The 23,643-nt window shown below is 63.9% G+C and carries 20 protein-coding genes; 10 read left to right on the top strand and 10 right to left on the bottom strand.

What is annotated here, in order from left to right:
• Positions 1-243: 243 nt before the first annotated feature.
• The 4 genes from VH564_RS17895 (at position 244) to VH564_RS17910 (ending at position 6,203) form a co-directional block, all read left to right on the top strand.
• Positions 244-1,251: an ABC transporter permease gene (locus VH564_RS17895; protein WP_423341214.1), complete on the top strand. Its 1,008-nt coding sequence runs from the start codon at positions 244-246 to the stop codon at positions 1,249-1,251.
• Positions 1,248-2,075 carry an ABC transporter permease gene (locus VH564_RS17900; RefSeq protein WP_423341215.1) on the top strand — a complete coding sequence of 276 codons (828 nt, stop codon included), beginning with the start codon at positions 1,248-1,250 and terminating at the stop codon, positions 2,073-2,075. The genes VH564_RS17895 and VH564_RS17900 overlap by 4 nt, the downstream gene beginning before the upstream one ends.
• Positions 2,068-3,699: an ABC transporter ATP-binding protein gene (locus VH564_RS17905; RefSeq protein WP_423341216.1), complete on the top strand. Its 1,632-nt coding sequence runs from the start codon at positions 2,068-2,070 to the stop codon at positions 3,697-3,699. Before VH564_RS17900 ends, VH564_RS17905 begins: the two co-directional genes overlap by 8 nt.
• Before the next feature lie 497 nt (positions 3,700-4,196).
• Positions 4,197-6,203 (top strand): CocE/NonD family hydrolase, encoded by a 2,007-nt coding sequence (locus tag VH564_RS17910; RefSeq protein ID WP_423341217.1) that lies wholly within the window; start codon positions 4,197-4,199, stop codon positions 6,201-6,203.
• Here VH564_RS17910 and VH564_RS17915 read toward each other — a convergent pair.
• Positions 6,196-6,603, bottom strand: coding sequence for an ACT domain-containing protein (locus VH564_RS17915; RefSeq protein ID WP_423341218.1), 408 nt, complete (start codon positions 6,601-6,603; stop codon positions 6,196-6,198). The two genes, VH564_RS17910 and VH564_RS17915, sit on opposite strands and share 8 nt — an antisense overlap.
• Positions 6,600-7,520, bottom strand: coding sequence for an alpha/beta hydrolase (locus tag VH564_RS17920; RefSeq protein WP_423341219.1), 921 nt, complete (start codon positions 7,518-7,520; stop codon positions 6,600-6,602). The genes VH564_RS17915 and VH564_RS17920 overlap by 4 nt, the downstream gene beginning before the upstream one ends.
• Positions 7,521-7,668: 148 nt before the next feature.
• On the opposite strand from VH564_RS17920, the gene VH564_RS17925 reads away from it, so the two are divergent.
• The gene (locus tag VH564_RS17925; RefSeq protein ID WP_423341220.1) at positions 7,669-8,244 is read left to right on the top strand and encodes a transglycosylase SLT domain-containing protein; all 576 of its coding nucleotides are present in this window, start codon (positions 7,669-7,671) and stop codon (positions 8,242-8,244) included.
• A 123-nt stretch (positions 8,245-8,367) separates the two neighbouring features.
• Positions 8,368-9,303, top strand: coding sequence for a D-2-hydroxyacid dehydrogenase family protein (locus VH564_RS17930; protein ID WP_423341221.1), 936 nt, complete (start codon positions 8,368-8,370; stop codon positions 9,301-9,303).
• Between the two features lie 10 nt (positions 9,304-9,313).
• Here VH564_RS17930 and VH564_RS17935 read toward each other — a convergent pair whose 3' ends face one another.
• The 5 genes from VH564_RS17935 to VH564_RS17955 form a co-directional block, all read right to left on the bottom strand.
• On the bottom strand, positions 9,314-10,387 hold the full coding sequence (locus tag VH564_RS17935) for an ATP-dependent DNA ligase (protein WP_423341222.1): 1,074 nt from the start codon (positions 10,385-10,387) through the stop codon (positions 9,314-9,316).
• Positions 10,387-13,092, bottom strand: coding sequence for a DNA ligase D (gene ligD / locus VH564_RS17940; RefSeq protein ID WP_423341223.1), 2,706 nt, complete (start codon positions 13,090-13,092; stop codon positions 10,387-10,389). Before ligD ends, VH564_RS17935 begins: the two co-directional genes overlap by 1 nt.
• Positions 13,093-13,149: 57 nt before the next feature.
• Positions 13,150-16,449 carry a DEAD/DEAH box helicase gene (locus VH564_RS17945; RefSeq protein WP_423341224.1) on the bottom strand — a complete coding sequence of 1,100 codons (3,300 nt, stop codon included), beginning with the start codon at positions 16,447-16,449 and terminating at the stop codon, positions 13,150-13,152.
• A 76-nt stretch (positions 16,450-16,525) separates the two neighbouring features.
• Complete coding sequence (locus VH564_RS17950; protein ID WP_423341225.1) at positions 16,526-16,864, bottom strand: hypothetical protein; 339 nt, start codon at positions 16,862-16,864, stop codon at positions 16,526-16,528.
• Between the two features lie 182 nt (positions 16,865-17,046).
• Positions 17,047-17,250, bottom strand: a complete 204-nt coding sequence (locus VH564_RS17955; RefSeq protein ID WP_423341226.1) for a DUF2735 domain-containing protein — start codon at positions 17,248-17,250, stop codon at positions 17,047-17,049.
• A 467-nt stretch (positions 17,251-17,717) separates the two neighbouring features.
• Between VH564_RS17955 and VH564_RS17960 the strand changes: the two genes are divergently transcribed.
• Together VH564_RS17960 and VH564_RS17965 are read left to right on the top strand one after the other, a co-directional pair.
• Complete coding sequence (locus tag VH564_RS17960; RefSeq protein WP_423341227.1) at positions 17,718-18,758, top strand: glutamine synthetase beta-grasp domain-containing protein; 1,041 nt, start codon at positions 17,718-17,720, stop codon at positions 18,756-18,758.
• Positions 18,759-18,970: 212 nt separating this feature from the next.
• Positions 18,971-19,279 carry a DUF6074 family protein gene (locus VH564_RS17965; protein ID WP_423341228.1) on the top strand — a complete coding sequence of 103 codons (309 nt, stop codon included), beginning with the start codon at positions 18,971-18,973 and terminating at the stop codon, positions 19,277-19,279.
• A 20-nt stretch (positions 19,280-19,299) separates the two neighbouring features.
• On the opposite strand, the gene VH564_RS17970 is transcribed toward VH564_RS17965, so the two are convergent.
• Complete coding sequence (locus tag VH564_RS17970; RefSeq protein ID WP_423341229.1) at positions 19,300-19,896, bottom strand: 2-hydroxychromene-2-carboxylate isomerase; 597 nt, start codon at positions 19,894-19,896, stop codon at positions 19,300-19,302.
• Between the two features lie 161 nt (positions 19,897-20,057).
• On the opposite strand from VH564_RS17970, the gene aroQ reads away from it, so the two are divergent.
• On the top strand, positions 20,058-20,495 hold the full coding sequence (gene aroQ / locus VH564_RS17975; RefSeq protein WP_423341230.1) for a type II 3-dehydroquinate dehydratase: 438 nt from the start codon (positions 20,058-20,060) through the stop codon (positions 20,493-20,495).
• Between the two features lie 72 nt (positions 20,496-20,567).
• On the opposite strand, the gene VH564_RS17980 is transcribed toward aroQ, so the two are convergent.
• Complete coding sequence (locus VH564_RS17980; RefSeq protein WP_423341372.1) at positions 20,568-20,885, bottom strand: ArsR/SmtB family transcription factor; 318 nt, start codon at positions 20,883-20,885, stop codon at positions 20,568-20,570.
• 386 nt (positions 20,886-21,271) lie between these two features.
• Between VH564_RS17980 and VH564_RS17985 the strand changes: the two genes are divergently transcribed.
• Complete coding sequence (locus VH564_RS17985; protein ID WP_423341231.1) at positions 21,272-22,495, top strand: amidohydrolase family protein; 1,224 nt, start codon at positions 21,272-21,274, stop codon at positions 22,493-22,495.
• Positions 22,496-22,506: 11 nt separating this feature from the next.
• Here the strand turns inward: VH564_RS17985 and VH564_RS17990 are convergent, their stop codons facing one another.
• Positions 22,507-23,598, bottom strand: coding sequence for an RHE_PE00001 family protein (locus VH564_RS17990; protein ID WP_423341232.1), 1,092 nt, complete (start codon positions 23,596-23,598; stop codon positions 22,507-22,509).
• Positions 23,599-23,643: the final 45 nt, after the last annotated feature.

Consider the following 23,643-nt stretch of genomic DNA (forward strand, 5'->3'; position numbering starts at 1 on the left):
CGACCGCTGGTCTTGCGGCCGGCGGTCGACGCTCATCCGCGCTCCGTCGTGCTCGGGCTTGTCCCGGGCCTCTGCCATCGTTAGAAATCGAGTGATTGGATCCTCTGGACAAGCCCGAGGATGACGATAAGCGGCCCATGGTTTGTCGATACGCAGGGCGGCCAGGGGCCGTCCAGTGACGCGATGTTGCCGGCCTGACGCCAGCAGCGTTGTCCCATGTGTTTCAGATAAGGCGATCTGCCCATGTCCCCATCGACCGATACAGACGGTCTTTCCGGCCGCAAGCTGCGCGAGCGGTTTCCGCTGGCGGCGCTGATCTTCGAGCGGCTGGTGCTCAGCATCGTACTGCTGTTTGCCGTCTCGCTGCTGATCTTCGTCGGCCTGCAGGCCTTGCCCGGCGACTTCGCCTCCACCTATCTCGGCCAGTCGGCAACGCCCCAGGCGATCGCCAATATCCGCGACCAGCTGGGCCTCAACCAGCCGCTGCTGTCGCGCTACCTCTCCTGGCTCGGTCATGCCATGGTCGGTGATTTCGGCACCTCCTGGGCGAGCCAGAATTCGGTGGGCGAGCAGATCGGCCTGAGGCTCGGCAATTCGCTGTTCCTCGCCGGCTTCGCGGCGCTGATCTCGGTGCCGCTGGCGGTCGGGCTCGGCATGCTGTCGGTGCATTTCCGCAACCGGCTGCCGGACAAGATCATCAACATCGTCTCGCTGGCGGCGATCTCGCTGCCGGAATTCTTCATCGGCTACCTGCTGATCATGTTCTTCGCCGTCAAGTTCGGCGTCGCCACCTTCCCCGCCACGGTCTATGCCGAGATGAGCCTCTACGACCGGCTGCAGGCGATTGCCCTGCCGACGGCGACGCTGGTGCTGGTCGTGCTCGCCCACATGATGCGCATGACGCGGGCCGCGATCCTCTCGGTGATGTCGTCGGCCTACATGGAAACGGCCGAACTCAAGGGCCTCAGCGCCTTCCGCTCGATCGTCCGGCACGCGGCACCGAACGCGCTGGCGCCGATCATCAACGTCGTGGCGCTCAATCTTGCCTATCTCGTCGTCGGTGTCGTCGTGGTCGAGGTGGTGTTCGTCTATCCCGGCATGGGCCAGTACATGGTCGACGCCGTGACAGTGCGCGACATGCCCGTCGTCCAGGCCTGCGGTTTGATTTTCGCCGCCGTCTACATCCTTCTCAACATGGTGGCCGATATCCTTGCCATCGTCGCCAATCCCCGGCTGAGGCATCCGCGATGAGACTGAGAGAGATCCCCATCACCGCCTGGATCGGCATAGCGGGCATCCTTTTGGCGCTGTTCTGCGCCATCTTCGCCCCCTGGATCGCGCCGCACGGAGAAACCGAAGTGGTCGGCGAGGTCTGGGCGCCGGCCGACGGCCAATTCTATTTCGGCCTCGACAATCTCGGGCGCGACATTCTCTCGCGGCTGATCTATGGCGCCCGCACCACCCTGTTCGTGGCGCTCGGCGCGACGCTGATCTCGTTCTCGCTCGGAATCGTCCTGTCGTTCACCGCCGCCGTTTCGCGCGGGCCGATCGACACAGTGCTGTCGCGCTTCAACGACCTGATGATGTCGATCCCCACGCTGATCTTCGCGCTGGTGGTGCTGGCAGTGCTGCCGCAGAGCATCTTCATCCTGATCCTGGTGATGGCGGTTCTCGACTCGACCCGCGTCTATCGCCTCGGCCGCGCCGTGGCGCTCGACGTGGCTGTCATGGAGTTCGTCGAGGCGGCCAAGTTGCGCGGCGAAGGCAAGGTCTGGATCATCTTCCGCGAGATACTGCCGAACACGCTGTCGCCGCTGCTTGCCGAATTCGGCCTTCGCTTCGCCTTTGCCATCCTGTTCCTGTCCACCCTCTCCTTCCTCGGCCTCGGCATCCAGCCGCCTGCCGCCGACTGGGGCGGCATGGTCAAGGACAACAAGGACGGCATCATCTTCGGCATTTCCGCCGCCCTCGTGCCCGGCGGGGCCATCGCGGCGCTCGCCATCTGTGTCAATCTGGTGGTCGACTGGCTGTTGAAGCGGACGTCCAGCCTCAAGGGAGGACGTGGCGATGCCTGAGCTGCTTTCGGTACGCGGCCTGAAGATCGAGGCCACCAGCTATCCGCCCGGCGAGCCGCCGAAGCGCGTCACCATCGTCGACGATGTCTCCTTCGATCTCGCCAAGGGCAAGGTGCTCGGCCTGATCGGCGAATCCGGCGCCGGCAAATCGACCATCGGCCTGTCGGCGCTGGCCTATGGTCGCGGCGGTGCCGAGATCACCGGCGGCGAGGTACTGCTCGACGGCGAGGACCTGCTGGCGCTCGGCAAGCCCGGCATCCGCAGGGTGCGCGGCGCCCGGGTCTGCTATGTCGCCCAATCGGCTGCCGCCGCCTTCAACCCAGCCCACCGCCTCGGCGCCCAGGTGATCGAGGCATCGGTCAAGCATGGCCTGATGACCGTGGAGGAAGCGCGTACAAGAGCGCTCTATCTCTTCCGCGTCCTCGGCCTTCCCAATCCCGAAACCTTCGGCGATCGCTATCCGCATCAGGTCTCCGGCGGCCAGCTGCAGCGCGCGATGACTGCCATGGCGCTGTGCTCCAACCCCGAGCTGATCGTCTTCGACGAGCCGACCACGGCGCTCGACGTGACCACCCAGATCGACGTGCTCGCCGCCATCAAGCACGCCATCGAGGAAACCGACACGGCCGCCCTCTACATCACCCACGATCTCGCCGTCGTCGCCCAAATCTCCGACGACATCATGGTTTTGAGACACGGCAAGACGGTGGAATACGGCACCGCGCAGCAGATCATCGAGGCGCCGCGCGAAGCCTATACCCAGGCGCTGGTCAATGTCCGCCAGGCGCTGCGGCCGGAGGCGACGGTTCAAACGGACACGCTGCTGAAGGTCGACAACGTCACGGCCGGCTATTCGAACGGCTTCAAGGTGCTGTTCGACGTGACGCTGCATGTCCCGAAGGGCCAGACGCTGGCGATCGTCGGTGAATCCGGGTCCGGCAAGTCGACGCTCGCCCGCGTCATCACCGGGCTGTTGCCGCCCCAGCAGGGCAGCATCTCCTTTGCCGGCAAACCGTTGTCTCCGGCGCTGAAAGGCCGCTCTAACGACGACCTGCGCCGCATCCAGCTGATCTACCAGATGGCCGACACGGCAATGAACCCGCGCCAGACCGTGCGCGACATCATCGGCCGGCCGCTGACCTTCTATTACGGCCTGCGCGGTGCGGCAAAGACCGCGCGGGTGAAAGAGCTGCTCGAGCAGATCGAGATGAGCAACGGTTTCGTCGACCGCTATCCGGCCGAACTCTCCGGCGGCCAGAAGCAGCGCGTCGCCATCGCCCGGGCGCTGGCCGCCAATCCGGAGCTCATCCTCTGCGACGAGCCGACCTCGGCCCTCGACCCGCTGGTGGCCGAAGGCATTCTCAACCTGCTGATGAAGCTGCAGGAGGAAAAGCAGCTCTCCTACATCTTCATCACCCACGACATCGCCATCGTCCGCGCCATCGCCGACAGCGTCGCCGTCATGCATCGCGGCAAGCTGGTGCGGTTCGGCCCGAAATCGAAGGTCCTTTCGCCGCCCTTCGACGATTACACCGACCTGTTGCTGAAATCGGTGCCGGAGATGGAGATCGGCTGGTTGGAGAAGGTCCTGACGACACGGCGGATGGAGAGTGCCGGGAATTGAGTGTGATGCGGGTTTGGAAAGATGCTGGGGAAATGTGACGAAGCGCGTGCAGTTCTACGGAACATGCCGGAGCTTGCCGGGCCTCGCTCGATCTCTCCCTCATACCTGTGCTTGTCACAGGTATCCAGCCACGGCGCGTCTGCGCCGTGAGAGAACAGGATGCGGGAGTTAAGGAGTCTTTTGCACCCAAAGACTTGGGTGCGCTGGATTCCTGTGACAAGCACAGGAATGAGGGTGGTGAGAGTTGTGCTATCCAGCCACACAACTGAAGTCGAAGCTTGGGAAGCAGCCAACATGCGTGAGATCGAGCTGGATTGTTATCACTGGGATCACGCAGTCTCCACCCGTCATGCTCGGGCTTGTCCCGAGCATCTGCCGGCGGTGATGAAGCCGGCTTTGGTAGATCCTCGGGACAAGCCCGAGGATGACGGGGGTGAGCGTGTGCCACAGGAAACCTAACCCTCTCGCAGATGTCCGAAAATCGCCCTCGAAATGGAATGACCATGACTGACCGCCCCTTCACCGTCATCGAGAACCACTGGATCACGCTTGCCGACGGCACGCGGCTTGCCGCGCGCATCTGGATGCCGGACAATGCCGAGGTCGATCCCGTGCCTGCGGTGTTCGAGTTCCTGCCCTATCGCAAGCGCGACGGAACCAGTCCGCGCGATGAATCGACCTATCCGCTGTTTGCAGCGGCCGGCATTGCCGGCGTGCGCGTCGATATCAGGGGCTCGGGGGAATCCGATGGGGTGATCGATGGCGAATACACGGAGCTGGAACTGGCCAATGCCTGCGAGCTGATCGCCTGGATCGCCGCCCAGCCATGGTCGAACGGGTCTGTCGGCATGATGGGGATTTCCTGGGGCGGCTTCAACTGCCTGCAGGTCGCGGCCCTCAATCCGCCGGCGCTGAAGGCGGTGATCTCGATTGCCTCGACCGTCGATCGCTACAATGACGACATCCACTACAAGGATGGCTGTCACCTGTCGGCGCAGCTGTCCTGGGCGGCGACCATGCTCGCCTACCAGTCCCGCGCGCCCGATCCGGAGTTGGTCGGCGACCGCTGGCGGGAGATGTGGATGGAGCGGCTGGAGAACGAGCCGTTCTTCATGGAAGAATGGCTGCAGCACCAGCGCCGCGACGCCTTCTGGCAGCATGGCTCGATCGGCGACGATTTTGCCGCCTTCAAGATCCCGGCGATGGTCATTGCCGGCTGGGCAGACGGCTACCGCAACACGCCGCTGAAGGCGGTGGAGGGGCTCGGCGACAAGGCCAAGGCGCTGATCGGACCCTGGGTGCATAAATATCCGCATTTCGCCTGGCCGAAGCCGCGCGCCGATTTCCATGGCGAGGCGATCTCCTGGTGGAACCGCTGGCTGCGCGGCGAGGACAACGGTATCGAGACGCTACCGCAGGTGCGCGCCTTCATGCTCGACGGTCCGAAGCCGGCGACCCGCCGCGACGTCGATCCCGGCTTCTGGGTGTCGAAGCCGGCGTGGCAGCAGCCGGACATGCAGTGCTTCTATGTCGAGCAGTTCGGAACGCTGATGGAAGGCATGCCGATCCCGCATGCGCCGGAACATCCCGTCTTCCTGAAGTCGCCGCTCGACACCGGCACGGCCTCAGGTGAATGGTTCACCCTGAAGCCCGATGCCGAGATGGCGCTCGACCAGCGCGGCGATGATGGCGGATCGATGGTGTTCCAGACACCCGTGCTGACCGCCGACCACGACTTCCTCGGGCGCCCCGAGCTGACGCTGACGGTCCGAGCCCACGCGGAACTTGCCAATCTCTGCGCCCGCATCGTCGACATCCATCCGGATGGCACGGCGACGCGCGTCACTTTCGGCGTGCTCAATCTCGCGCACCGCGACGGCAATGCCGAGCCGCAAGCGATGGTCCCGGGCGAGCCCACGCAGATCCGGCTGGTGCTCGATGCCTGCGGCTATCGTTTCCAGGCCGGCCACCGCATTCGCCTGTCGCTGTCGACCGCCTACTGGCCGATGCTGCTGCCGCCGCCGGTCGACGAGGGCGTGACGATCGATCTCGCCTCTGTCGGCCTGGCGATGCCGCTGCTTGGCGAGCACCTGACCTTCGAGATGAAGCAGCCGAACAATCCCGATCCGCTGCCGAAATATATCGAGCACAAGCCGGGCGTCACAAAGCGGCAGGTCGTGCGCGATCTGTCGGCGGATCGGACGGATTATTGCATTACCGAAGACACAGGCCTGTTCGAGCATCCCGGCACCGGGCTTTCGACGCGCCAGCTGCGCGACGAGGTCTGGTCGATCTCGCCCAGCGATCCGCTGTCGATGACCGGCCGCTCGGTGTGGACCTGCGACATGCAGCGGCCCGGCTGGTTCGTACGCACCGTCTCAACGGCGACCATCGCCTGCACGGCAACCGAGTGGCTGATCGGCGGCTCGGTGATCGGCTATGAGGGCGAGACGAAGGTTTTTGAAAAGACCTTCGAGAAGGCCGTCCGGCGCGACCTCATGTAGGCCGGGCGGCCAGCGCTCGGATTGCCTCGACGGCGCGATCCGCATCCGCCACCGGCACGAAGATGTGGTCGTGATACCAGGCGGCGACGACATTGGCGCTGATGCCTTCGCGCGTCAGCGCCGCTGCCATCGCCGCCGTCATTCCCACCGCCTCCAGCGAGGAATGCACCGTCATGGTGATGCAGCGGAGCGGAGCGCTCGCCGCAAGCCCGGCATCGGCCGCTGCCTGCTTCGGCAGGATCAGCGTCAGCCCCTCCTCCTCGAGGAACAGGCCGATCGGCTTCATCGCCAGATATTTCTCCAGTCCTTCCGGCGGTACGCTGGTATAGACGAATTCGCCGTCGACGAGGGTTGGCTCGAGGCTGGCAAGCAGGATCGACAGATCGGTGAGGCCGCTCATCCCTCTGCCTCCGCCATCTGCCGGATCGCCCGGCAGAGCGCGCGGAAACCTTGCCCTGCGCCATCGCTCATGTGGCGGGCGCGCAGCCAGGCATGCACCATCTGCGGCTCCTCGCGGAACCAGACCTCGACACCGTCGGCGGCCAGCCGCGCGGCATAGAGGCGGCCGTCGTCGCGCAGCGGGTCGAAATGGGCGACGCTGATGAAGGCGGGCGGCAGGCCGGCGCAGGAGCGCGTCAGCAGCGGATGGGCGACCGGCTCGTCCGCTGGCGCCTTGAGGATGGCGCGGTAATAGGTGACGTCGGCGGTCGTCAGTCCTGGAGCCTCTGCCATCTCCTGGTAGGAGCCCGAGACGAGGTCGCCGCCGAGCGCCGCGTAGATCAACACCTGGCCGACAATCCCCTTCAGCCCTTCGTCGCGCGCCCTGAGCGTCAGCCCGGCCGCGAGGTTGCCGCCGGCGCTGTCGCCGATGACGACGATCCTATCCCCCTCGCCGAGAAGCAGCTTCAGCACGGTATAGGCATCGTCCGACTGGACCGGCCACACATGCTCCGGAGCCAGGCGGTAATCGACGGAGATCAGCTCGGCGCCCGCCGTCTCGGCGATCTCGGCGCAGATGGCGTGGTGGCTCGACAGCGAGCCGACGACATAGCCGCCGCCATGGAGATAGAGCAGTTTGGTCGGGGTCAGCACGTCGGCCGGGGTATAGCGCCGGGTCGGGACGGTGCCGATCAGGCCATCTTCGCTGGTCATGCCGTCAGGCATCGGCCGGTCGAAGCGGGCGCAAAGGGCGTCGTACCAGAGGCGCTGCTGGTCGATCGAGGCGTCGACGGCGTCGGCCGGATAGAAGCTGTCGCAGAGCTGCAGGAACTCGAGGATGCCGGCTTCCTCGGGCATGGGGCGGATTGTCTCGGTCATGGCTTTCCTTCCGGCATGGAGCGGCTGTCGATCGGGCCTACGGGCAACAACGCTAGCTGAAAGACGGCCTGTGTTTTTCCCGGACTCGATAAAAACCCGTTTTTAACGTTTACCGCTTATTCATCTCTTGGAAGAGAGTGAGTATGCGATGCGTAAATTGTTTATCGCCGCCCTTGTCGTGCTGTCCAGCTGCGCGACGGCGCCCCACCAGATCCGCAACAGCTGCGCGATTTTCGAGCAGCGCGACGGGCTTTTCAACAACTGGCGCCGTGCAGCCGAGAAGACCTCGCGCGAGTATGGCGTCCCGGTGCCCGTATTGATGGCGACCATCTATGTCGAGTCCGGCTTCCAGCCCTATGCCCGGCCGCCGCGCACGAAACTGTTCGGCTTCATCCCCTGGACGCGTCCCTCCAGCGCCTATGGTTACGCGCAGGCGCTCGACGGCACCTGGGCCCGCTACCAAAGCGCCACCGGCCATTGGGCGGCGCGACGAACCAATTTTGCCGATGCGGTCAACTTCATCGGCTGGTACCATGCCCAGAGCCGCCAGCAGAACGGCATCCCACTCAACGACACCTACAATCTCTACATGGCCTATTATGTCGGTCATGACGGCTACAGCCGTGGCAGCTGGCGCTCCAATGGCGATCTGCAGCGCACCGCCCGAAAAGCCGCCGGCATCGCCTCCACCTACAATGCGCAGCTGCGCAGCTGCGGCGGCTGATCGGCCTAAGCAGCTAAGCCGATCCATCGCGCGCACTGAAAGTGGGCGATGCTGCCATCCGGTATCTGTTAAATCCTGCCCGCCTGCCTACCTTAGGGGCAACGCCATGGTGAAGGAACAGAGATGAAGATCGCGGTCTTGGACGATTACCAGAATGTTGCGCTTGAGATGGCCGATTGGTCGGATGTGATGCGCCAAGCCGAGCTTACCGTCTTCAACGATCATCTCGATCACGGCGAAGCGCTGGTCCAGCGCCTGCTGCCGTTCGAGGTCATCTGCGTCATGCGGGAGCGGACACCGATGACGGCAGAACTGCTTGCAAAGCTGCCAAACCTCAAGCTCATCGTCTCCACCGGCGCACGCAATGCCTCGATCGACCGCGATGCCGCCGCGCGCCAAGGCATCGTCGTAGAGCACACAGGCTATGATGCCACCCCGACGGTCGAGATGACCTGGGCGCTGATCCTCGGCGTCGCCCGTCATGTGGCGAGCGAGAATGCATCCCTTCGGGCGGGCGGTTGGCAGCAACGGGTCGGCGCCGATCTCAACGGCCGGACGCTCGGACTGCTCGGCCTCGGCAATCTCGGCTCGCGCGTCGCGACCATCGCCCATGCGTTCGGCATGAAGACCATTGCCTGGAGCCACAACCTGACGGCCGATAAGGCGGGCTCGTTCGGGGTTCGCCTGGTGTCGAAGGATGAGCTGTTCCGGCAGTCCGATTTTCTGAGCGTCCACCTGGTGCTCGGCGAGCGCAGCCGCGGCTTGGTCGGCTCACCTGAGATCGCGCTGATGAAGCCGACCGCCTATCTGATCAACACGTCGCGCGGCCCGATCGTCGAGGAGGCGGCGCTGATCGGCGCCCTGCGCGCCAACACCATTGCCGGCGCGGCCGTCGATGTCTTCGATGTCGAGCCGATGCTGCCCGACCACCCGTTCCGCACCCTGCCGAACGTGCTGGCAACGCCGCATATCGGCTATGTCGCGCAGTCGCTGTACCAGACCTTCTATGGCGACACGGTCGAGCATGTGAAGGCCTGGCTGTCGCGAAGCGACAGCTGAATCCAGCCGATCACTTGATGTCGTCGGGTGCCAGCGGCGGCGCGATCTGGTCGAAGGTGCATTGGCGCGGGTCCTTGTCGGGGCGCCAGCGCATCAGCGTCGTGCCGTGCCGGAACCGCTGGCCGGTGACCTGGTCGAAACGGACCTCGACCACCAGTTCGGGCCGCAGCGGCTGCCAGGCGGCGCTGCGCGCCGTGCTCCAGCGGCTGGGGCCGCCCGGCGCCTTGCCGCCAAATCCGGGCGGTGCCTGCAATGCTTCCAGCCGCTTCGTCAGCGCCGGCCGATCCTCGTCGGATAGCGTCGATGTGTAGCCGACATGGTCGAGCTTGCCCTCGGCATTGTAGAGGCCGAGCAGCAGCGATCCGACTTCGGCGCTGTCGCTCTCGTAGCGAAAGCCGCCGATCACGCAATCGGCGGTGCGCAGCCGCTTGACCTTGAACATCGCCCGGCTGCCCGCCTCGTAGGGTCCGTCCCGCCGTTTGGCGATAACGCCGTCGGTGGCATCGTCGCCGGAGGAGGATAGCCAGCGTTCCGCCTGGGCGAAATCGGTCGTGAAGGGAGATAGTACCAGCTGTCTCGGACGCGCGTTCCGGCGGGCGAACTCCTCGAGCGCGTCGCGCCGCTCTGTCAACGGAAGGTCTATCAGCGATCGGCCCTCCGGCGACAGCAGCATATCGAACATCACCAGCCGCGCCGGTGTTGCCTCCGAGAGCTTGCGGATGCGGCTTTCCGCCGGATGCAGCCGCATCTGCAGTGCCTCGAACGAGAGATGGCCCTCGGTCTCGATCACAAGCTCTCCGTCGATGACGAAGCGCTCGACAGGGATCGCTGCCAGCATGGCGGTGATTTCAGGGAAATAGCGGGCGAGCGGCTTGCCGGATTTGGCATGCAGCGTGACCTCGCTGCCGTCCTTGAAGGCGAGACAGCGGAAACCGTCCCATTTGGGCTCGTACTGCCATTCCTCGCCTTGCGGCAGGGCTTCGGCCGTGCGCGCTTCCATGGGGGGCGTGTCGAGGGCGATGCCGAAGAGATTGGCGGCCTTGGTCGAAGATGCGGGTTTTTTCAGCGTCGTCTTTCTTGCCATCAAGCCGCTGCCACCTGCGATTTATTGAGCCGCTTGATGGCCTGGTCGAGCGACCGCGCACCATCCTTGTAATCCTCCCAGGCCGTGCTCTTGGCGAGGAGATCAGGCACCGTGCGGATGGTGAACTGCTTCGGGTCGAGATCGGGCTTCACCTGCGACCAGAGGATCGGCATGGACACGGTGGCGCCGGGCCGCGCGCGGGGCGATAGCGGCGCCACCGCTGTCGCCATGCGGTCGTTGCGCAGGTAATCGAGGAAAATGCGGCCATTGCGTAGCTTCTTCGCCATGTTGACGACGTATCGATCTGGCGCCTCGCGGGCCATCTGCAGGCAAAGATCATGGGCTAAGCCCTTGGCTTCCGGCCAGCTCATCGCCTTCTTGCCTTCCGACAACGGTGTCACGACATGCAGACCCTTGCCGCCCGTGGTCTTGCAGAAGCCGACAAGTCCGAGCTCCTCCAGCCGGTCGCGCAACTCGCGGGCCGTTTCGACGACGGTGGAAAACGGAACGTCTGGGCCTGGGTCGAGGTCGAATACCAGGCGGCCAGGGACGTCGGGCTTCTTCGGCTGGCAGTTCCAGGGATGCAGTTCCAGTGCGGCGATCTGCGCCACGGCAGCCAGGCCCTCGATCCGGTCGATCTCGAGATAGGCCTTGCGGTCGCCCGAGACAGTGACGAGATTGAGAAGGTTGGAGGTGCTGCGCATGGCGTGGCGCTGGAAGAACTGCTCGCCGTCTATACCGTCGGGTGCGCGGATGATCGAGCACGGCCGTCCGGCAATGTGATCCATCAGCCACGGGCCGACGGCCTCGAAATAGCGCGCGAGGTCGACCTTTGTCACGGGTTCGCCGTCGCCGGCATCGGGCCACAATGCCTTGTCGGGATGCGAGATCGCCACGCCCATCACGGAGGCCTTGGCAGCACTTGCCCGGCGCGTCGTGTGGACCTTCTCCTCCGGATCGGGAACTTCCGTCTTCGTCGGCGGAGCCGGCTTTTCGGCCTCGACCTCGGCGGCGGGCTTGTCTTCGCGCAGGCCCTTGAAGGCCGCCTGGCGGACCTGGCCGTCATTGGTCCAGCCGGCAAATTCGATCTCGGCGACCAGATCCGGTTTTGCCCATATGATGTTGGCGTCCTTGCGCGGCGCGCCGATGCCGGTAAAGGGCGACTTCTCCGCTTCCACCGCCTTCAGCCGTGGCAACAGCGCCTTGACCTTGGCTTCGCCGTAGCCCGTGCCGACCCTGCCGACATAGACGAAGTGCTCGCCCCTGTTGACGCCGACAAGCAGCGAGCGAAAGCGGCCGTTGGTCGTCGACCAGCCGCCGATGACCACCTCGTGGCCGGCGCGGCACTTCGACTTGTTCCAGGAACTGCTGCGGCCGGAGTGATAGGGGGCATCGAGTTTCTTGGAGATGATGCCTTCGAGCGACAGCTGGCAGGCTGACCGCAGCACGGCATCGCCGCCGGTGTCGAAATGCTCGACGAAGCGGATGCGGGCGTCGGGCTTGGCATCCGCCAGGCGTTTCTGAAGGCGGCTCTTGCGGGTCGACAGTGGCTCCTCGCGCAGGTCCTCGCTGCCGTCGAACAAGAGGTCGAAGGCGAAGAAGACGAGGTTGTCGGTGTCGCCATCGGAAAGTGCTGCCTGCAGGGCGGCGAAGTCAGGCGCCCCGTGGCTGTCCAATGCCGCGACTTCGCCGTCGATGATGCCGTCCGGCAGGAAGCGCGCCGCCTCGGCGACGGCCTGGAATTTCTCGGTCCAGTCGAGGCCCTTGCGTGTCCTCAAGGTGACGGTTCCGTCCTCGACGCGCATCTGGATGCGATAGCCATCGAATTTGATTTCATGCACCCAGCCTTCGCCCGCAGGCGGGCGGGCAACGCTGTCGCAGAGCTGCGGCGGAATGAATTCCGGCATGGGGGATGCGGCGGTCTTGGCCTTGCTGCCGGTTTTTGCCCCGCCCTTCGTTGTTGCCTTCGGCTTTGCCGTCTGCCTGGCTTTTGCAGCCTTCGGTTTCGGCTTGTCGGCAGCGCGTTCGTCGGCCGCCAGACCCTCGTTGCTGTCCCAGACCGCGTCGGACGACAGCGCTCCTTCGGCCAGCATGAAGGGCTTTGGCGGCTTGCCCTTGCCGGCAGCAATGGCATCCATCGTCCGGCCCGAGGCAACCGAGTGATCCTCCTCGAGGATCTTTTCGCCGTGGGAATCGACGGCATGGTCGTCGTGGTGCTTGATCAGCAGCCAGTTGGTGCGCTTGCCGCCGTTGCGGTCGTGCTTCATGCGGACCAGCACCCAGCTCCCGTGCAGCTTTTCGCCCTCCAGGCTGAACTTGAAATCGCCGTCGGCATAGGCCTGCTCGGGCGTCTTGTTGCCCTCCGGCTCCCAATAGCCCCGGTCCCACAACAGGACCGTGCCGCCGCCATATTGACCCTTCGGGATCGTGCCTTCGAAATCGCCGTAAGCAAGCGGATGATCTTCCACTTCCACGGCCAGCCGCTTGTCCTGAGGATCGAGCGACGGACCCTTGGTGACCGCCCAGGACTTGAAGACGCCGTCGAGTTCGAGCCGCAGGTCGTAATGCAGCCGCGTGGCGTCGTGCTTCTGGATAACGAAGCGCCGCCGATTGGACGCGGCGATCTCGACCTCGCCACTCGGCTCCTGCGTCTTTTCAAAGTCGCGCTTGGATCGATAGGTCTTGAGATTGCCTGAGTCAGCCATGGTCGTCTCCAAAAACGGGGAGTATCCTTTCACAACGTGAAACTGCGGTCTTTGTTCTCACGCGGCAACGCTTCCCCGCCGACGCTTGACGCGACCGAGGGAGGCAATCCATTCGGACACCTTTGCCAGGCGCTCCGGCCCGGGTTCGGTTTCCAGCGCGGCGAACAAACGGCCCTCGCGCTGCGTCACCGATGGCTCACGCGTCCAGCGCTTCCACAGCGCCGCCGTCGGCGTGCCGCGGAAGGTCACGGCGGCGCCGAGCGGCCCGACATCGAGCTTGGCGATGTCGCTGGCCGTAGCCGTGATTCGCAGTTTCGCCAGCTGCAGCAGCAATTCGGTGACCTCGGGCAGATCGCCGAAGCGGTCCGTCAGCTCGTCTGCAAAGTCCTCGATCGCCGTGGATGTCGTCAGCTTGAACAGCCGTGCATAGAGATTGATGCGGACCGAGGCGTCCTTGACGTAATCCTGCGGGATGGCGCCGACCACGCCGATGTTGATGTCGGGCGGACGGCGATGGGGGAGAGCATCGCCGCGCAGGCTGGCGACGGCGCGCGCCAGCATATGCTGGTGGAGGCTGACGCCGATCAGCTTCAGATGGCCTGCCTGGTCTTCGCCGACGAGATCGCCGGCGCCGCGCTGGTCGAGATCCCGGGCGCTGATGGCAAGCCCGTCGCCAAGCCGGTCATGCGTCACCATCGCATCCAGGCGCGCGGCGCTCTGCTCGGAGAGTTCCTCCTCCTCCGCCGTCAGCAGATAGACGATGCCCTGGGATCGACCACGCCCGACCCGGCCGCGCAGCTGATGCAATTGTGCAAGGCCGAAGAGGTCGGCACGGAAAATCAGCATGGTGTTGGCGCTCGGAATATCGAGGCCGTTCTCGATGATGTTGGTGGAGAGCAGGACATCGCCCTCGCCGCGACCGAAGGCGACCATCGCCGCGTCCATCTCGGCGGCCAGCGTCTTGCCGTGGGCGACGACGAGGGTGAGCTCCGGCACCAGCTTTTCGAGCGTCTGCTTCAGCCCGTCGATGTCTTCGATGCGCGGCACGACGATGAAGCTCTGGCCGCCACGGCGCTTTTCGCGCATCAGCGCCACCTTGATCAGCGCCGGATCGAAGGCGCGGCGGAAGGTGCGGATGGGACGGCGGCGCACCGGCGGCGTGGTCAGGATGCTGACGTCCTGAATGCCGACCATCGCCGACTGAAGGGTCCGCGGAATGGGTGTCGCGGTCATCGCCAGCTGGTGCAGACCGGCTGCAAGCGCGCCCGTCTGCTGTTTGGCCTTGGCGCCGAAGCGATGTTCCTCGTCGATGATCACGAGGCCCAGATCGGCATAACCGACATCCTTGCCGAGAAGGGCCTGCGTGCCGATGACGATGGAGATGTCGCCCGACTTCAGCCTCTCCTTGACGTCGCGGGCAGTCGATGCGGAGACCAGTCGCGACAGCATCGCCACCTCGACGCCCATGCCGGCAAAGCGCCGCGTGAAGGTCTCGAAATGCTGGCGCGCCAGTACCGTGGTCGGCGCCAAAAGCACCACCTGCTTGCCGGCCAGCGCCACCGCAGCGGCGGCCCGCAGTGCAATCTCCGTCTTGCCGAAGCCGACATCGCCGCAGATCAGGCGATTCATCGGCCGCCCCGAAGAAAGATCGGCAAGCACGTCGGCGATCGCCTGGCTCTGGTCGGGCGTTTCCGCATAGGGGAAGCGGGCGGCAAACTTGCGATAGTCGCCGCCGCGCGGAACGATGATGTCAGCGGCCTGGGTCTGCCGTTCCGAGGCAAGCGCGATCAGGTGTTTCGCCGTCGCTCTTATGTCCTTGGCAATCGCCACCTTCTTCATGGTCCAGGCGTCGGTGTGTAGCCGTTCGAGCGTGACGGCACCCTCATCCGATCCGTAGCGCCAGACATGGCCGAATTCCTCGATCGGCACGAGGATGGAATCCTCGCCGTGATAGTCGAGCCGCATGGCATCGCGCGCCACGCCCTCGATCTCGATGGTTTCCAGCGCGCGGAAGATGCCGAGGCCGTGGTCCTCGTGGACGACGAGATCGCCGACCGCAAGGTCAGGCTCCGCCAGAAGCGCGCTGCCCTTGGCTAAGGACGATGCCCGGCCGCCGAGGACATCGGCGACGGCAACGACGGCGACATGGGCAGCGTCGTCGACAAACCCCCCGGCGATGGCAAAGCGCCCCTCAAGCAGGGTGCCTTTTCTTGCCTTGATCGCCGCCTGCCAGTCATCGACGGCGAGGCTCGCGCCGTGGGATTTCTCCAGGCGACGCAGGAGGGACTGGATGCGGTCGTCATTGCCGGTGACGAGGACCGAAGAACCGGACGCCATCTGCTGCTGGACCCAGGCTGAAAAGGCCCGCCTCGGATTGCCGGATGCCATGAAGTCCGGCAGGCGGTCGATGCCGCCAAGATCGAGTTCGATCATCCGGTGCGCGCGCAGGGCAGCGTCCCAATCGTTCCTGTCGAGATAGAGCGAGCCGGGCTTTTCCGGGCTGCCTTCGCCCTCGCGGAATGCTTCGCGCGCCTCCTCGATAATGTCGAGATAGAGGGTGAGGCGTTCGTCGAGCCCCGAAGCGAGGCAGATGTCCCAATCCGTAATGCCATCGAAGACGGTGTCCAAGCGGCCGTAGAACTGCGCGAGGCTGCGCGCCGGCAATTCACCCGCCGCAGGCTGCGTCGGCTCATCCCGCGCCTCTTCGATCCATTCCGAGGCCGGCCCGGCGACCAGCGTTTCGACCGTCTCGATGCTGCGCTGACTGACCGGATCGAAGGTCCGGATCTCGCCGATCTTTCCCGCTTCATTGAGGTGAATGCGCAGCGGCTGGCTGCACGCCGGCGGAAACAGGTCCACCATCTCCTCGCGAAAGGCGATCTCCCCGGGCTCGTCGACGATCTCGTCGAGGATATAGCCCATCCCCAAGGCCTGCCGGCGCAGACGCTCCGGATCGATCGCCATGCCGGTTCGAAAGGTGAGGAAGGATTGCGCGACGATATCTGCCGGTGGTACCCGCTGCAGCAGAGCCTCCAGCGAGGCGATCACCAAAAGGGGCGCGTCGCCGGGCTGCCGGATGCGCCGCAGGGCCGCCATCCGCTTGCCCATGCTTTCGGCCGATGGACCGATCCGGTCATAGGGAAGGCAATCCCAGGGCACCAGCTGGATGGCCTCGATGTCGGGCGCCATGGCCCGCATCGCATCGGCCAGCTCGGCCGCGCCGCTTTCGCTGCGGGTGACATAAAGGAGGCTCCTTCCGGCCGCCGCTAACCTCTGGCCGGTCAGCCTTGCGGCCACGCCGGCAGCGGCAATCCTTTCCACGGCCTGCCGGCCGCCCGTCATGACGAGATTGTCCAAGGTGCCCCTCCCTCACGCATAGGCTATCCGCGTCGCCCGGGCGCGCGGTCGATCGTCGGTAGTTTGGCTTGGGGTATCAGCGGCGGCGGAGGCCGCCGTGGACCAGCAAGGCGAGGCCGTAGCCGACGGTGGCGGCACTCAGCACGCTCAATACGGGGTGAAGCCGGAGCGTCTCGGCGACAAGCTCCTCGGCAGCGCTGGCGCCGGTCCGGACATTGTTTTTGGCGCTCAGGCCCATGGCGGCAACGGAATCGGAAATCCGGTAAATTTCTTCGCGCAGCGCGGCCAGCTGATCGGCGGCTTCATCCGCCATCTCCGTCTTCGGCTGGGAGAGGGCCTCGTCGACCAGGGGTGCGTCGGAGGCTTCGATAATGCCGAGCGGGATCGGTTGTCCAAGTGTGCTGTCGTTTGCCATGATGTCCTCCTTAGGCTGTACCGTCGCAACCAGTCAGAGCAAGATAGGTTCCGGCATCATGGCGCTATGATCGAAAATCTCGGGAGGCGTCGACCGCCGCTATTCGTGGCAGCCACCTTGCGGCCATGGCTTGGCCGGAAGACGTGCAATCGGGTGTGTGAAAGCTGCAGCTGTCGTGCACTTCAGGACTTGGGCTTGTGCTCTGCTTCGATCGCTGCGTCATGGTACCAGCCGCCACCATAGGCCGCATCGGCGTAGCGCGCGGGCTGGCGTTCCAGCACCACGACGAGCGCGTCGGTTGCCTGCTGGCGGCCGATCTTGCGGCCGGTGCGGGCCGTCAGGGGAAACTGGTAGATCTTTGCTGTTTCACTATGGATGCTTGCCATTGGCTCGTGTTCCCGGTTCTGGTTCGTATAGTCTTACGGTATCATGCATGCCTGTCGTTTGCGCGGAATGATTAAAAATAAGTCAGTATGTTGATTATGTAGGCAATTCGACTTTTCGCGCAAGAGCAATCGTGGTTATTCTGTGGCTTATTTTTGTGCGCTCGCTCTCTCGTAATCGCCTGAAGTGGTATATGTTCCGATCCGCTGTCGCTGTTCGTCGAAATCAGGCTTGTTTTCGGGCTTGGCATCTCCCTATCCGGCTTACTTTTAACACTGTTACATCTGTATTTTAGCATATGCAGGTTAAGGAAGCGTACGAACCCGATAGTTGCGCCTGATTTACGGTGGCCGACTTCGAACTGGCATAGCAAATGCATGTAGGACACCAAACGTCGACGACAACGACCGGGTCGTCGACGGAACTGCTTTACTGATCCTAGCTTTGTAAAACCTATGAGAGGTTCGTTATGACGAAATATAAACTCGAGTACATTTGGCTCGATGGCTACACGCCGGTTCCCAATCTGCGCGGCAAGACGCAGATCAAGGAATTCGACGCATTCCCGACCCTCGAACAGCTGCCTCTCTGGGGTTTCGACGGCTCGTCGACCATGCAGGCCGAAGGCCGCAGCTCGGATTGCGTGCTGAAGCCGGTTGCCGTGTTCCCCGACAGCGAACGCATGAACGGCGTCCTGGTCATGTGCGAAGTCATGATGCCGGATGGCGTCACGCCGCATGCCAGCAACGCACGCGCCACCATCCTCGACGATGAAGGCGCCTGGTTCGGCTTCGAGCAGGAATATTTCTTCTACGAGAACGGCCGCCCGCTCGGCTTCCCGGAAGCTGGCTATCCGGCTCCGCAGGGCCCCTACTACACGGGCGTCGGCTACTCGAACGTCGGCAGCATCGCGCGCCAGATCGTCGAAGAGCATCTCGACATCTGCCTGGCCGCCGGCATCAACCACGAAGGCATCAACGCCGAAGTGGCCAAGGGCCAGTGGGAATTCCAGATCTTCGGCAAGGGCTCGAAGCGCGCCGCCGACGAAATGTGGATCGCCCGCTACCTGCTGCAGCGCCTGACGGAAAAGTACGGCATCGACATCGAATATCACTGCAAGCCGCTCGGCGACACCGACTGGAACGGCTCCGGCATGCATGCCAACTTCTCGACCGCCTACATGCGCGAAGTCGGCGGCAAGGCCTATTTCGAAGCCCTGATGGCTGCTTTCGACAAGAACCTGATGGACCATATCGCCGTCTACGGCCCGGACAACGACAAGCGTCTGACCGGCAAGCATGAAACAGCTCCGTGGAACAAGTTCTCCTACGGCGTTGCCGACCGCGGTGCCTCGATCCGCGTGCCGCACTCGTTCATCAAGAACGACTACAAGGGCTATCTCGAAGATCGCCGCCCGAACTCCCAGGGCGACCCCTACCAGATCGCTTCGCAGATCCTGAAGACGATCGCCGAAGTGCCGACCGAAGGTAGCGTCTCGGCCGCCGCCTAAGTCTGAAAGCCTGATTTCTAACGGGTCGCGCCCCAGTGGTGCGGCCCGTTTTTTATTGCGCTGATGCGCATGAAGTATGGATCGCGGCCGGTCGACCCGCCGCCCGCCGCCTGACCCTCCGCTCTACCCGCTGTCTCGATTCAAACCATCGCCAAGAGACCGTTAACCAAACGGGCGTAAACAGGAGAGATTGCAAGAGGGTTTTGAGTCGAATGGCGTCGAAGTTGAGTGAAGTGCTGACCGTGGTCGGCAATGGCAATATCGTGGTGTTCCCAGTGTCAAGCCGAGCCGGAGATATCGAGCGCTGCGCGCGCGAATTGGACGACAAGCACGGTAACGAGGCTGTCGACTACTGGAAGATGGAATGTCGGAAGCTTGCGGCGCAGCTGACGTCGATCGGCCTGTCGGAAGACGAGGTTCGCCAGCAGGTCATGGTTTTCCAGGCCGAAGTTCAGGCCGAGCTGGTACGCCTGCATGAAGATCGCACTCTGGACGAAGTGCCCGTCGAAAAGCAGGGCTGATCGACAGGATCGGCAGGCTTTTAGGGCCTGTCGCCTTTGAGGTGCCGTTCCAGCAGCGGCAGGCTGTCCTGCCCCCAGTAGAGCTCGCCGTCGAAGCGGTAGGTGGGAAAGCCGAAGACCCCGCATTCGCGCGCATGGGCGCGGTCTGCCGCCCATTTGTCCTTCACGTCCGCATCGGCTTCCCGCAGCAGCAGCTTCGCACCGTCGAACCCCGCCCGGTCGGCAATCGCCCGCCGGACATTGGGGTCGCCGATGTCTTCGCCGTCTTCCCAAAAGGCTGACTGTATCGCCGCCGTCAGCGGCAGCCATGGCTGGCCGTCGAGCAGCGCGGCGATTACCATCATGGCCGCCGGGACCGGATCCGACTGCGCCGGGCGATCCCTGATCCGAAGCGTCTTGCCGCGAATCCCGCTCCAGCGCTCGAGATCCCGAAGCCAGTAGGCTCTGCGCGGTTCCGGGCGGTTGCGTGAAAAGATCCCACCATTTTCCTCCACGACTGTGGTCAGAAAGGGCTTGATCTCTGCGCCCTCGCGATCGGCAAGCGCCGTGAAGGCATCAAGGCCGATGAACGACCAGGGCGAATTGATCGAGAAGAAATATTCTATGGTTTTCGACATGAAGCGAGCTTAGCAGAGCCGCATTCCCGCTCAACGGCAAAGAATGGGTTACGCACAGCTGATCCTATCCGCAGCGTCATGGTCGACAGCGACGGGTCGCATGTTGTAGCCTTGCGGTGCAGCGGCCCGCTGGGCCGCCCTATCCAATGCGCGAGAACACCATGAGCCTGATCTACGTCCTGAACGGCCCGAACCTCAACCTGCTTGGCAAGCGCCAGCCCGAGGTCTATGGCCATGAGACGCTGGCGATGGTGGAAGCGGATTGCCGTCGCGTTGCCGAAGAGCTGGGCCACAGCATCCGCTTCGAGCAAAGCAACCGCGAGTACGAGATCATCGACTGGATCCATGCCGCGCGTGAGGAAGCGGCGGGCATCATCATCAATCCGGCAGCCCTCACGCACACCTCGATCGCCATTCTCGATGCGCTCAATGCCTATGACCATCCGGTGATCGAGGTTCACATCTCGAATGTGCACAAGCGCGAGGCGTTCAGGCACCATTCCTACGTGTCGTTGCGCGCCGACGGGGTGATCGCTGGCCTTGGAACGGAGGGATACCAGCTTGCCATCAGGCGTATCTGCACCCTGCTGAAGTCATAGTCGGGACGATTGGATCATTATCAGGCTGGAAGAGAGGCCGACCGAAAAGTCGGCCGTCGATGCCCTCTGGCGTCAGCCGGCCTTCGTAGTGGCAGCCTTGGCTTCCGAAGGGGTGAAGATGTCTTCGAGCAAGGCCAGCATCCTGCGGACATTTTCCGAATTCACGGTGTAGTAGACCGTCTGCGCATCACGGCGTGTCCTCACCATATGAGCCGAGCGAAGCTTCGACAGATGCTGTGAAAGGGCAGACTGGCTGAGTCCAATCATATCGGCCAAAGCTCCAACCGGCATCTCGCCGCGGGTCAGGATATCGAGAACCCGGAGGCGCTGTTCATTTGCCATGACGCTCAGGAAAGCCGATTTCTGCTCAAGGATAGCGTTTTCCAAAATCTAAAGTCCTTTGACGGTTTGGCAGGATAAGTAGCATAGTACGCTAATAAAGTCTAACCTAAAATGGCGCCTGGGCCGGATTGGCGTCAGACGCCCATCTAGGCGGGTATTGAAGACCGCAGCTGGAGGCAGAATATACCTCCGCGTGTCCGAAACCGCGTCTCACCGAAAACATGGACGGCTGATAGCCGCTTGCAGAATCAGTGAGTGGTACAACCGGGCGCTCTGTTGTTTTGAAGTATACTTCATTTATAAAAATCTTGCACGACAACCACCGTCAAAGGCTTCTATCCCTATGCACTATCAAATGAAATCGCCCGAAGCGGCCTTGCCTTGGAAGACCGAGGCGCCGTAAGGCTTTGTAGCCAGATTTCCCGAGAGTGCCCATGCCATTCGATTTCGTCATAACCGATGCCCGGCTGGATGGCCATGCCGATCCCATGGATATCGGTGTGTCCAATGGGCTGATCGCCGCGATTGCGCCGTCGATCTCCTTCGACGGGCATCGTGAGAATGCCGGGGGCTGTTACGTCTGCAGCGGCCTCGTCGACAGCCACATCCATCTCGACAAGGCGGGCATCCTCGGCCGCTGCACGATCTGCGAGGGGACGCTTGCGGAAGCGGTGCGCGAGACGGCCAAAGCGAAGGCCGGCTTTACCAGCGAAGATGTCTACGGGCGAGGCGCGGCACTGCTGGAGCGGGCGATCTGCCAAGGAACGACGCTGCTGCGGACCTTCGTCGAGATCGATCCGCGCGCCGGCTTTCGATCCTTCGAGGCGATCCGGCAGCTGAAAAAGGATTATGCCTGGGCAATCGACATCGAGATCTGCGCCTTTGCCCAGGAGGGACTGACGCAGGAGCCGGAGACGGAAGCCATGCTGGCAGTGGCCCTTGCCGACGGCGCCGATCTCGTCGGTGGTTGCCCCTATACCGATCCCGACCCTGAGGCCCATATCCGCCGCATCTTCGATCTTGCCGACCGCTTCGGCACGGCGGTCGACTTCCATCTCGATTTCGACCTGAAGCCGGAGGTATCGAACCTGCCTGACGTGATCGCCGAGACCAGGGCCAGGGGCTATGGTGGTAGGGTGTCCGTCGGCCATGTGACCAAGCTTTCGGCGATGCCGCCGCAGGACGTGGCAGCCATGGGCGGCCGGCTTGCCGATGCCGGCATTGGCGTGACCGTGCTCCCCTCGACCGATCTCTTTTTGACGGGGCGGGACAGCGACCGCCTGGTGCCGCGCGGCATAGCCCCGGCTCTGGCACTTGGGCGGCAGGGCGTTGTCACGTCGATCGCCACCAACAACGTCATGAACCCCTTCACGCCCTATGGCGACGCCTCGCTGATCCGCATGGCCAATCTCTACGCCAACGTCGCCCAGGTCTCGCTCGACGAAGACATGCGCGCCGTTTTCGCGATGGTCGGCGACCGCGCTGCACGGCTGATGGGTCGCCGGCACGGCATCGCAATCGGCGCGCCGGCCGATCTTATCCTCCTGGATGGTGCCGACCCGATGGAAGTCGTCCGTGAGAACAGGCCGGTGCTGGCGGGATGGAAAAAGCGCCGCAAGACGTTCGAGCGACCGCGTGCCCGATTGCTACGACCCTAGCCCCTGGCGGCTCACAGCACGCCCCAGCCACGATAGCGACCGCGGCCGGTCATCTCGCGGATACCGAGATCGGCGACAAGGTTGAGAGCGCCCCGCGGGGTGATGCCGACGTGGCGGGCGACCATGCCGGCCGAGACGATCGGCCGCGACAGGACCAGATCGATTGTCGCCGGCAGGCTGCTGTTCGAGCGGCGATCCTTCAGGCGCCGCTCCATCTGGGTCTTCGCCAATGTCAGCCGGTCGAGTTCCTTCAGCCCCGCATCGGCCGCTTCCGCCATCGCTTCGAGAAACGCGGTCAGCCGGGTGAAGCGATCAGGCGCACGGCGCCGCTCGAAGCGAATGGTTTTAAGCCCCACATTGAAGCAGAAGAGATGCGAGGTCACCTTGCCGCGCATCCTCAGATAGCTGGCGGTGAGCAGCCCGCCCAGCCAGTGCTGTCGCCGCAGCGGCTCCAGTCGCTCCCAGGCATCGTAGAGCGCGGCTGCACCCAGCACCGGCGGCATCCGGTCTGCATCCTGGATGACGGCGCGCCATTCCCGCAGTCGTTCCGTTTCGTCCCATTCGTCGTCGTGGATCAGCCCCAGCGGATCGTGATCGGCGGCAACCTTGGTCTCCGGCGCGCGGCTCGTCGTTTCTTCCAACAGGCGATCCGAACGGGCGAGCAAGGCGTCGATCGCTGCGAGTTCCAGGCTGAAGGCATCCTCCGTCTCGTCCTCGCTCGGCGTCGTCCGCGCTTGCACTGTCTCACCGCCGGTTTCACCTGATCCGCGCAAGGCCGCGATGCCGGTGGGATCGAGACCCCAGCCTGGTTCGGCCTGCCACAGCCGCCGTCGCGCGCGCAGCATGGCATGGGCGATCGTCAACTCGTGGGTCGGGGTGCGGGCGTCCATATGGGCATCGTGCAGCACGAGGTCCTCGACATGCACCAGCTCGCCGCCGACCCAGAGGGCCGCTACCGCATCGAAGAAATGGCCGCGCTCGCGAAAGCCGTCGCCGATCGCATGGCGCAACACCCGCTCGTCCAGCCGCGCCAGGCGGTCTTCGGCATGGATCACGCACGGCAGAAGGGCGGACAGCTGGGTGGGATTTAGCTCGTATCGCATTGGAATCATTTCTGGCGTGTCGGGTGGATGAACTTAACACGGCAA

The sequence above is a fragment of the Rhizobium sp. HT1-10 genome (genome assembly GCF_049472505.1).
Taxonomy (GTDB): domain Bacteria; phylum Pseudomonadota; class Alphaproteobacteria; order Rhizobiales; family Rhizobiaceae; genus Rhizobium.

Bases quoted from the DNA above. Each gene is read 5' to 3' on its own strand.
- VH564_RS17955 (WP_423341226.1), bottom strand. From the start codon at position 17,250: ATGGCAAGCATCCATAGTGAAACAGCAAAGATCTACCAGTTTCCCCTG.
- VH564_RS17905 (WP_423341216.1), top strand. From the start codon at position 2,068: ATGCCTGAGCTGCTTTCGGTACGCGGCCTGAAGATCGAGGCCACCAGC.
- VH564_RS17985 (WP_423341231.1), top strand. From the start codon at position 21,272: ATGCCATTCGATTTCGTCATAACCGATGCCCGGCTGGATGGCCATGCC.
- VH564_RS17960 (WP_423341227.1), top strand. From the start codon at position 17,718: ATGACGAAATATAAACTCGAGTACATTTGGCTCGATGGCTACACGCCG.
- VH564_RS17910 (WP_423341217.1), top strand. From the start codon at position 4,197: ATGACCATGACTGACCGCCCCTTCACCGTCATCGAGAACCACTGGATC.
- aroQ (WP_423341230.1), top strand. From the start codon at position 20,058: ATGAGCCTGATCTACGTCCTGAACGGCCCGAACCTCAACCTGCTTGGC.
- VH564_RS17925 (WP_423341220.1), top strand. From the start codon at position 7,669: ATGCGTAAATTGTTTATCGCCGCCCTTGTCGTGCTGTCCAGCTGCGCG.
- VH564_RS17930 (WP_423341221.1), top strand. From the start codon at position 8,368: ATGAAGATCGCGGTCTTGGACGATTACCAGAATGTTGCGCTTGAGATG.
- VH564_RS17915 (WP_423341218.1), bottom strand. From the start codon at position 6,603: ATGAGCGGCCTCACCGATCTGTCGATCCTGCTTGCCAGCCTCGAGCCA.
- VH564_RS17990 (WP_423341232.1), bottom strand. From the start codon at position 23,598: ATGCGATACGAGCTAAATCCCACCCAGCTGTCCGCCCTTCTGCCGTGC.
- VH564_RS17895 (WP_423341214.1), top strand. From the start codon at position 244: ATGTCCCCATCGACCGATACAGACGGTCTTTCCGGCCGCAAGCTGCGC.
- VH564_RS17965 (WP_423341228.1), top strand. From the start codon at position 18,971: ATGGCGTCGAAGTTGAGTGAAGTGCTGACCGTGGTCGGCAATGGCAAT.
- ligD (WP_423341223.1), bottom strand. From the start codon at position 13,092: ATGGCTGACTCAGGCAATCTCAAGACCTATCGATCCAAGCGCGACTTT.
- VH564_RS17920 (WP_423341219.1), bottom strand. From the start codon at position 7,520: ATGACCGAGACAATCCGCCCCATGCCCGAGGAAGCCGGCATCCTCGAG.
- VH564_RS17950 (WP_423341225.1), bottom strand. From the start codon at position 16,864: ATGGCAAACGACAGCACACTTGGACAACCGATCCCGCTCGGCATTATC.
- VH564_RS17935 (WP_423341222.1), bottom strand. From the start codon at position 10,387: ATGGCAAGAAAGACGACGCTGAAAAAACCCGCATCTTCGACCAAGGCC.
- VH564_RS17970 (WP_423341229.1), bottom strand. From the start codon at position 19,896: ATGTCGAAAACCATAGAATATTTCTTCTCGATCAATTCGCCCTGGTCG.
- VH564_RS17900 (WP_423341215.1), top strand. From the start codon at position 1,248: ATGAGACTGAGAGAGATCCCCATCACCGCCTGGATCGGCATAGCGGGC.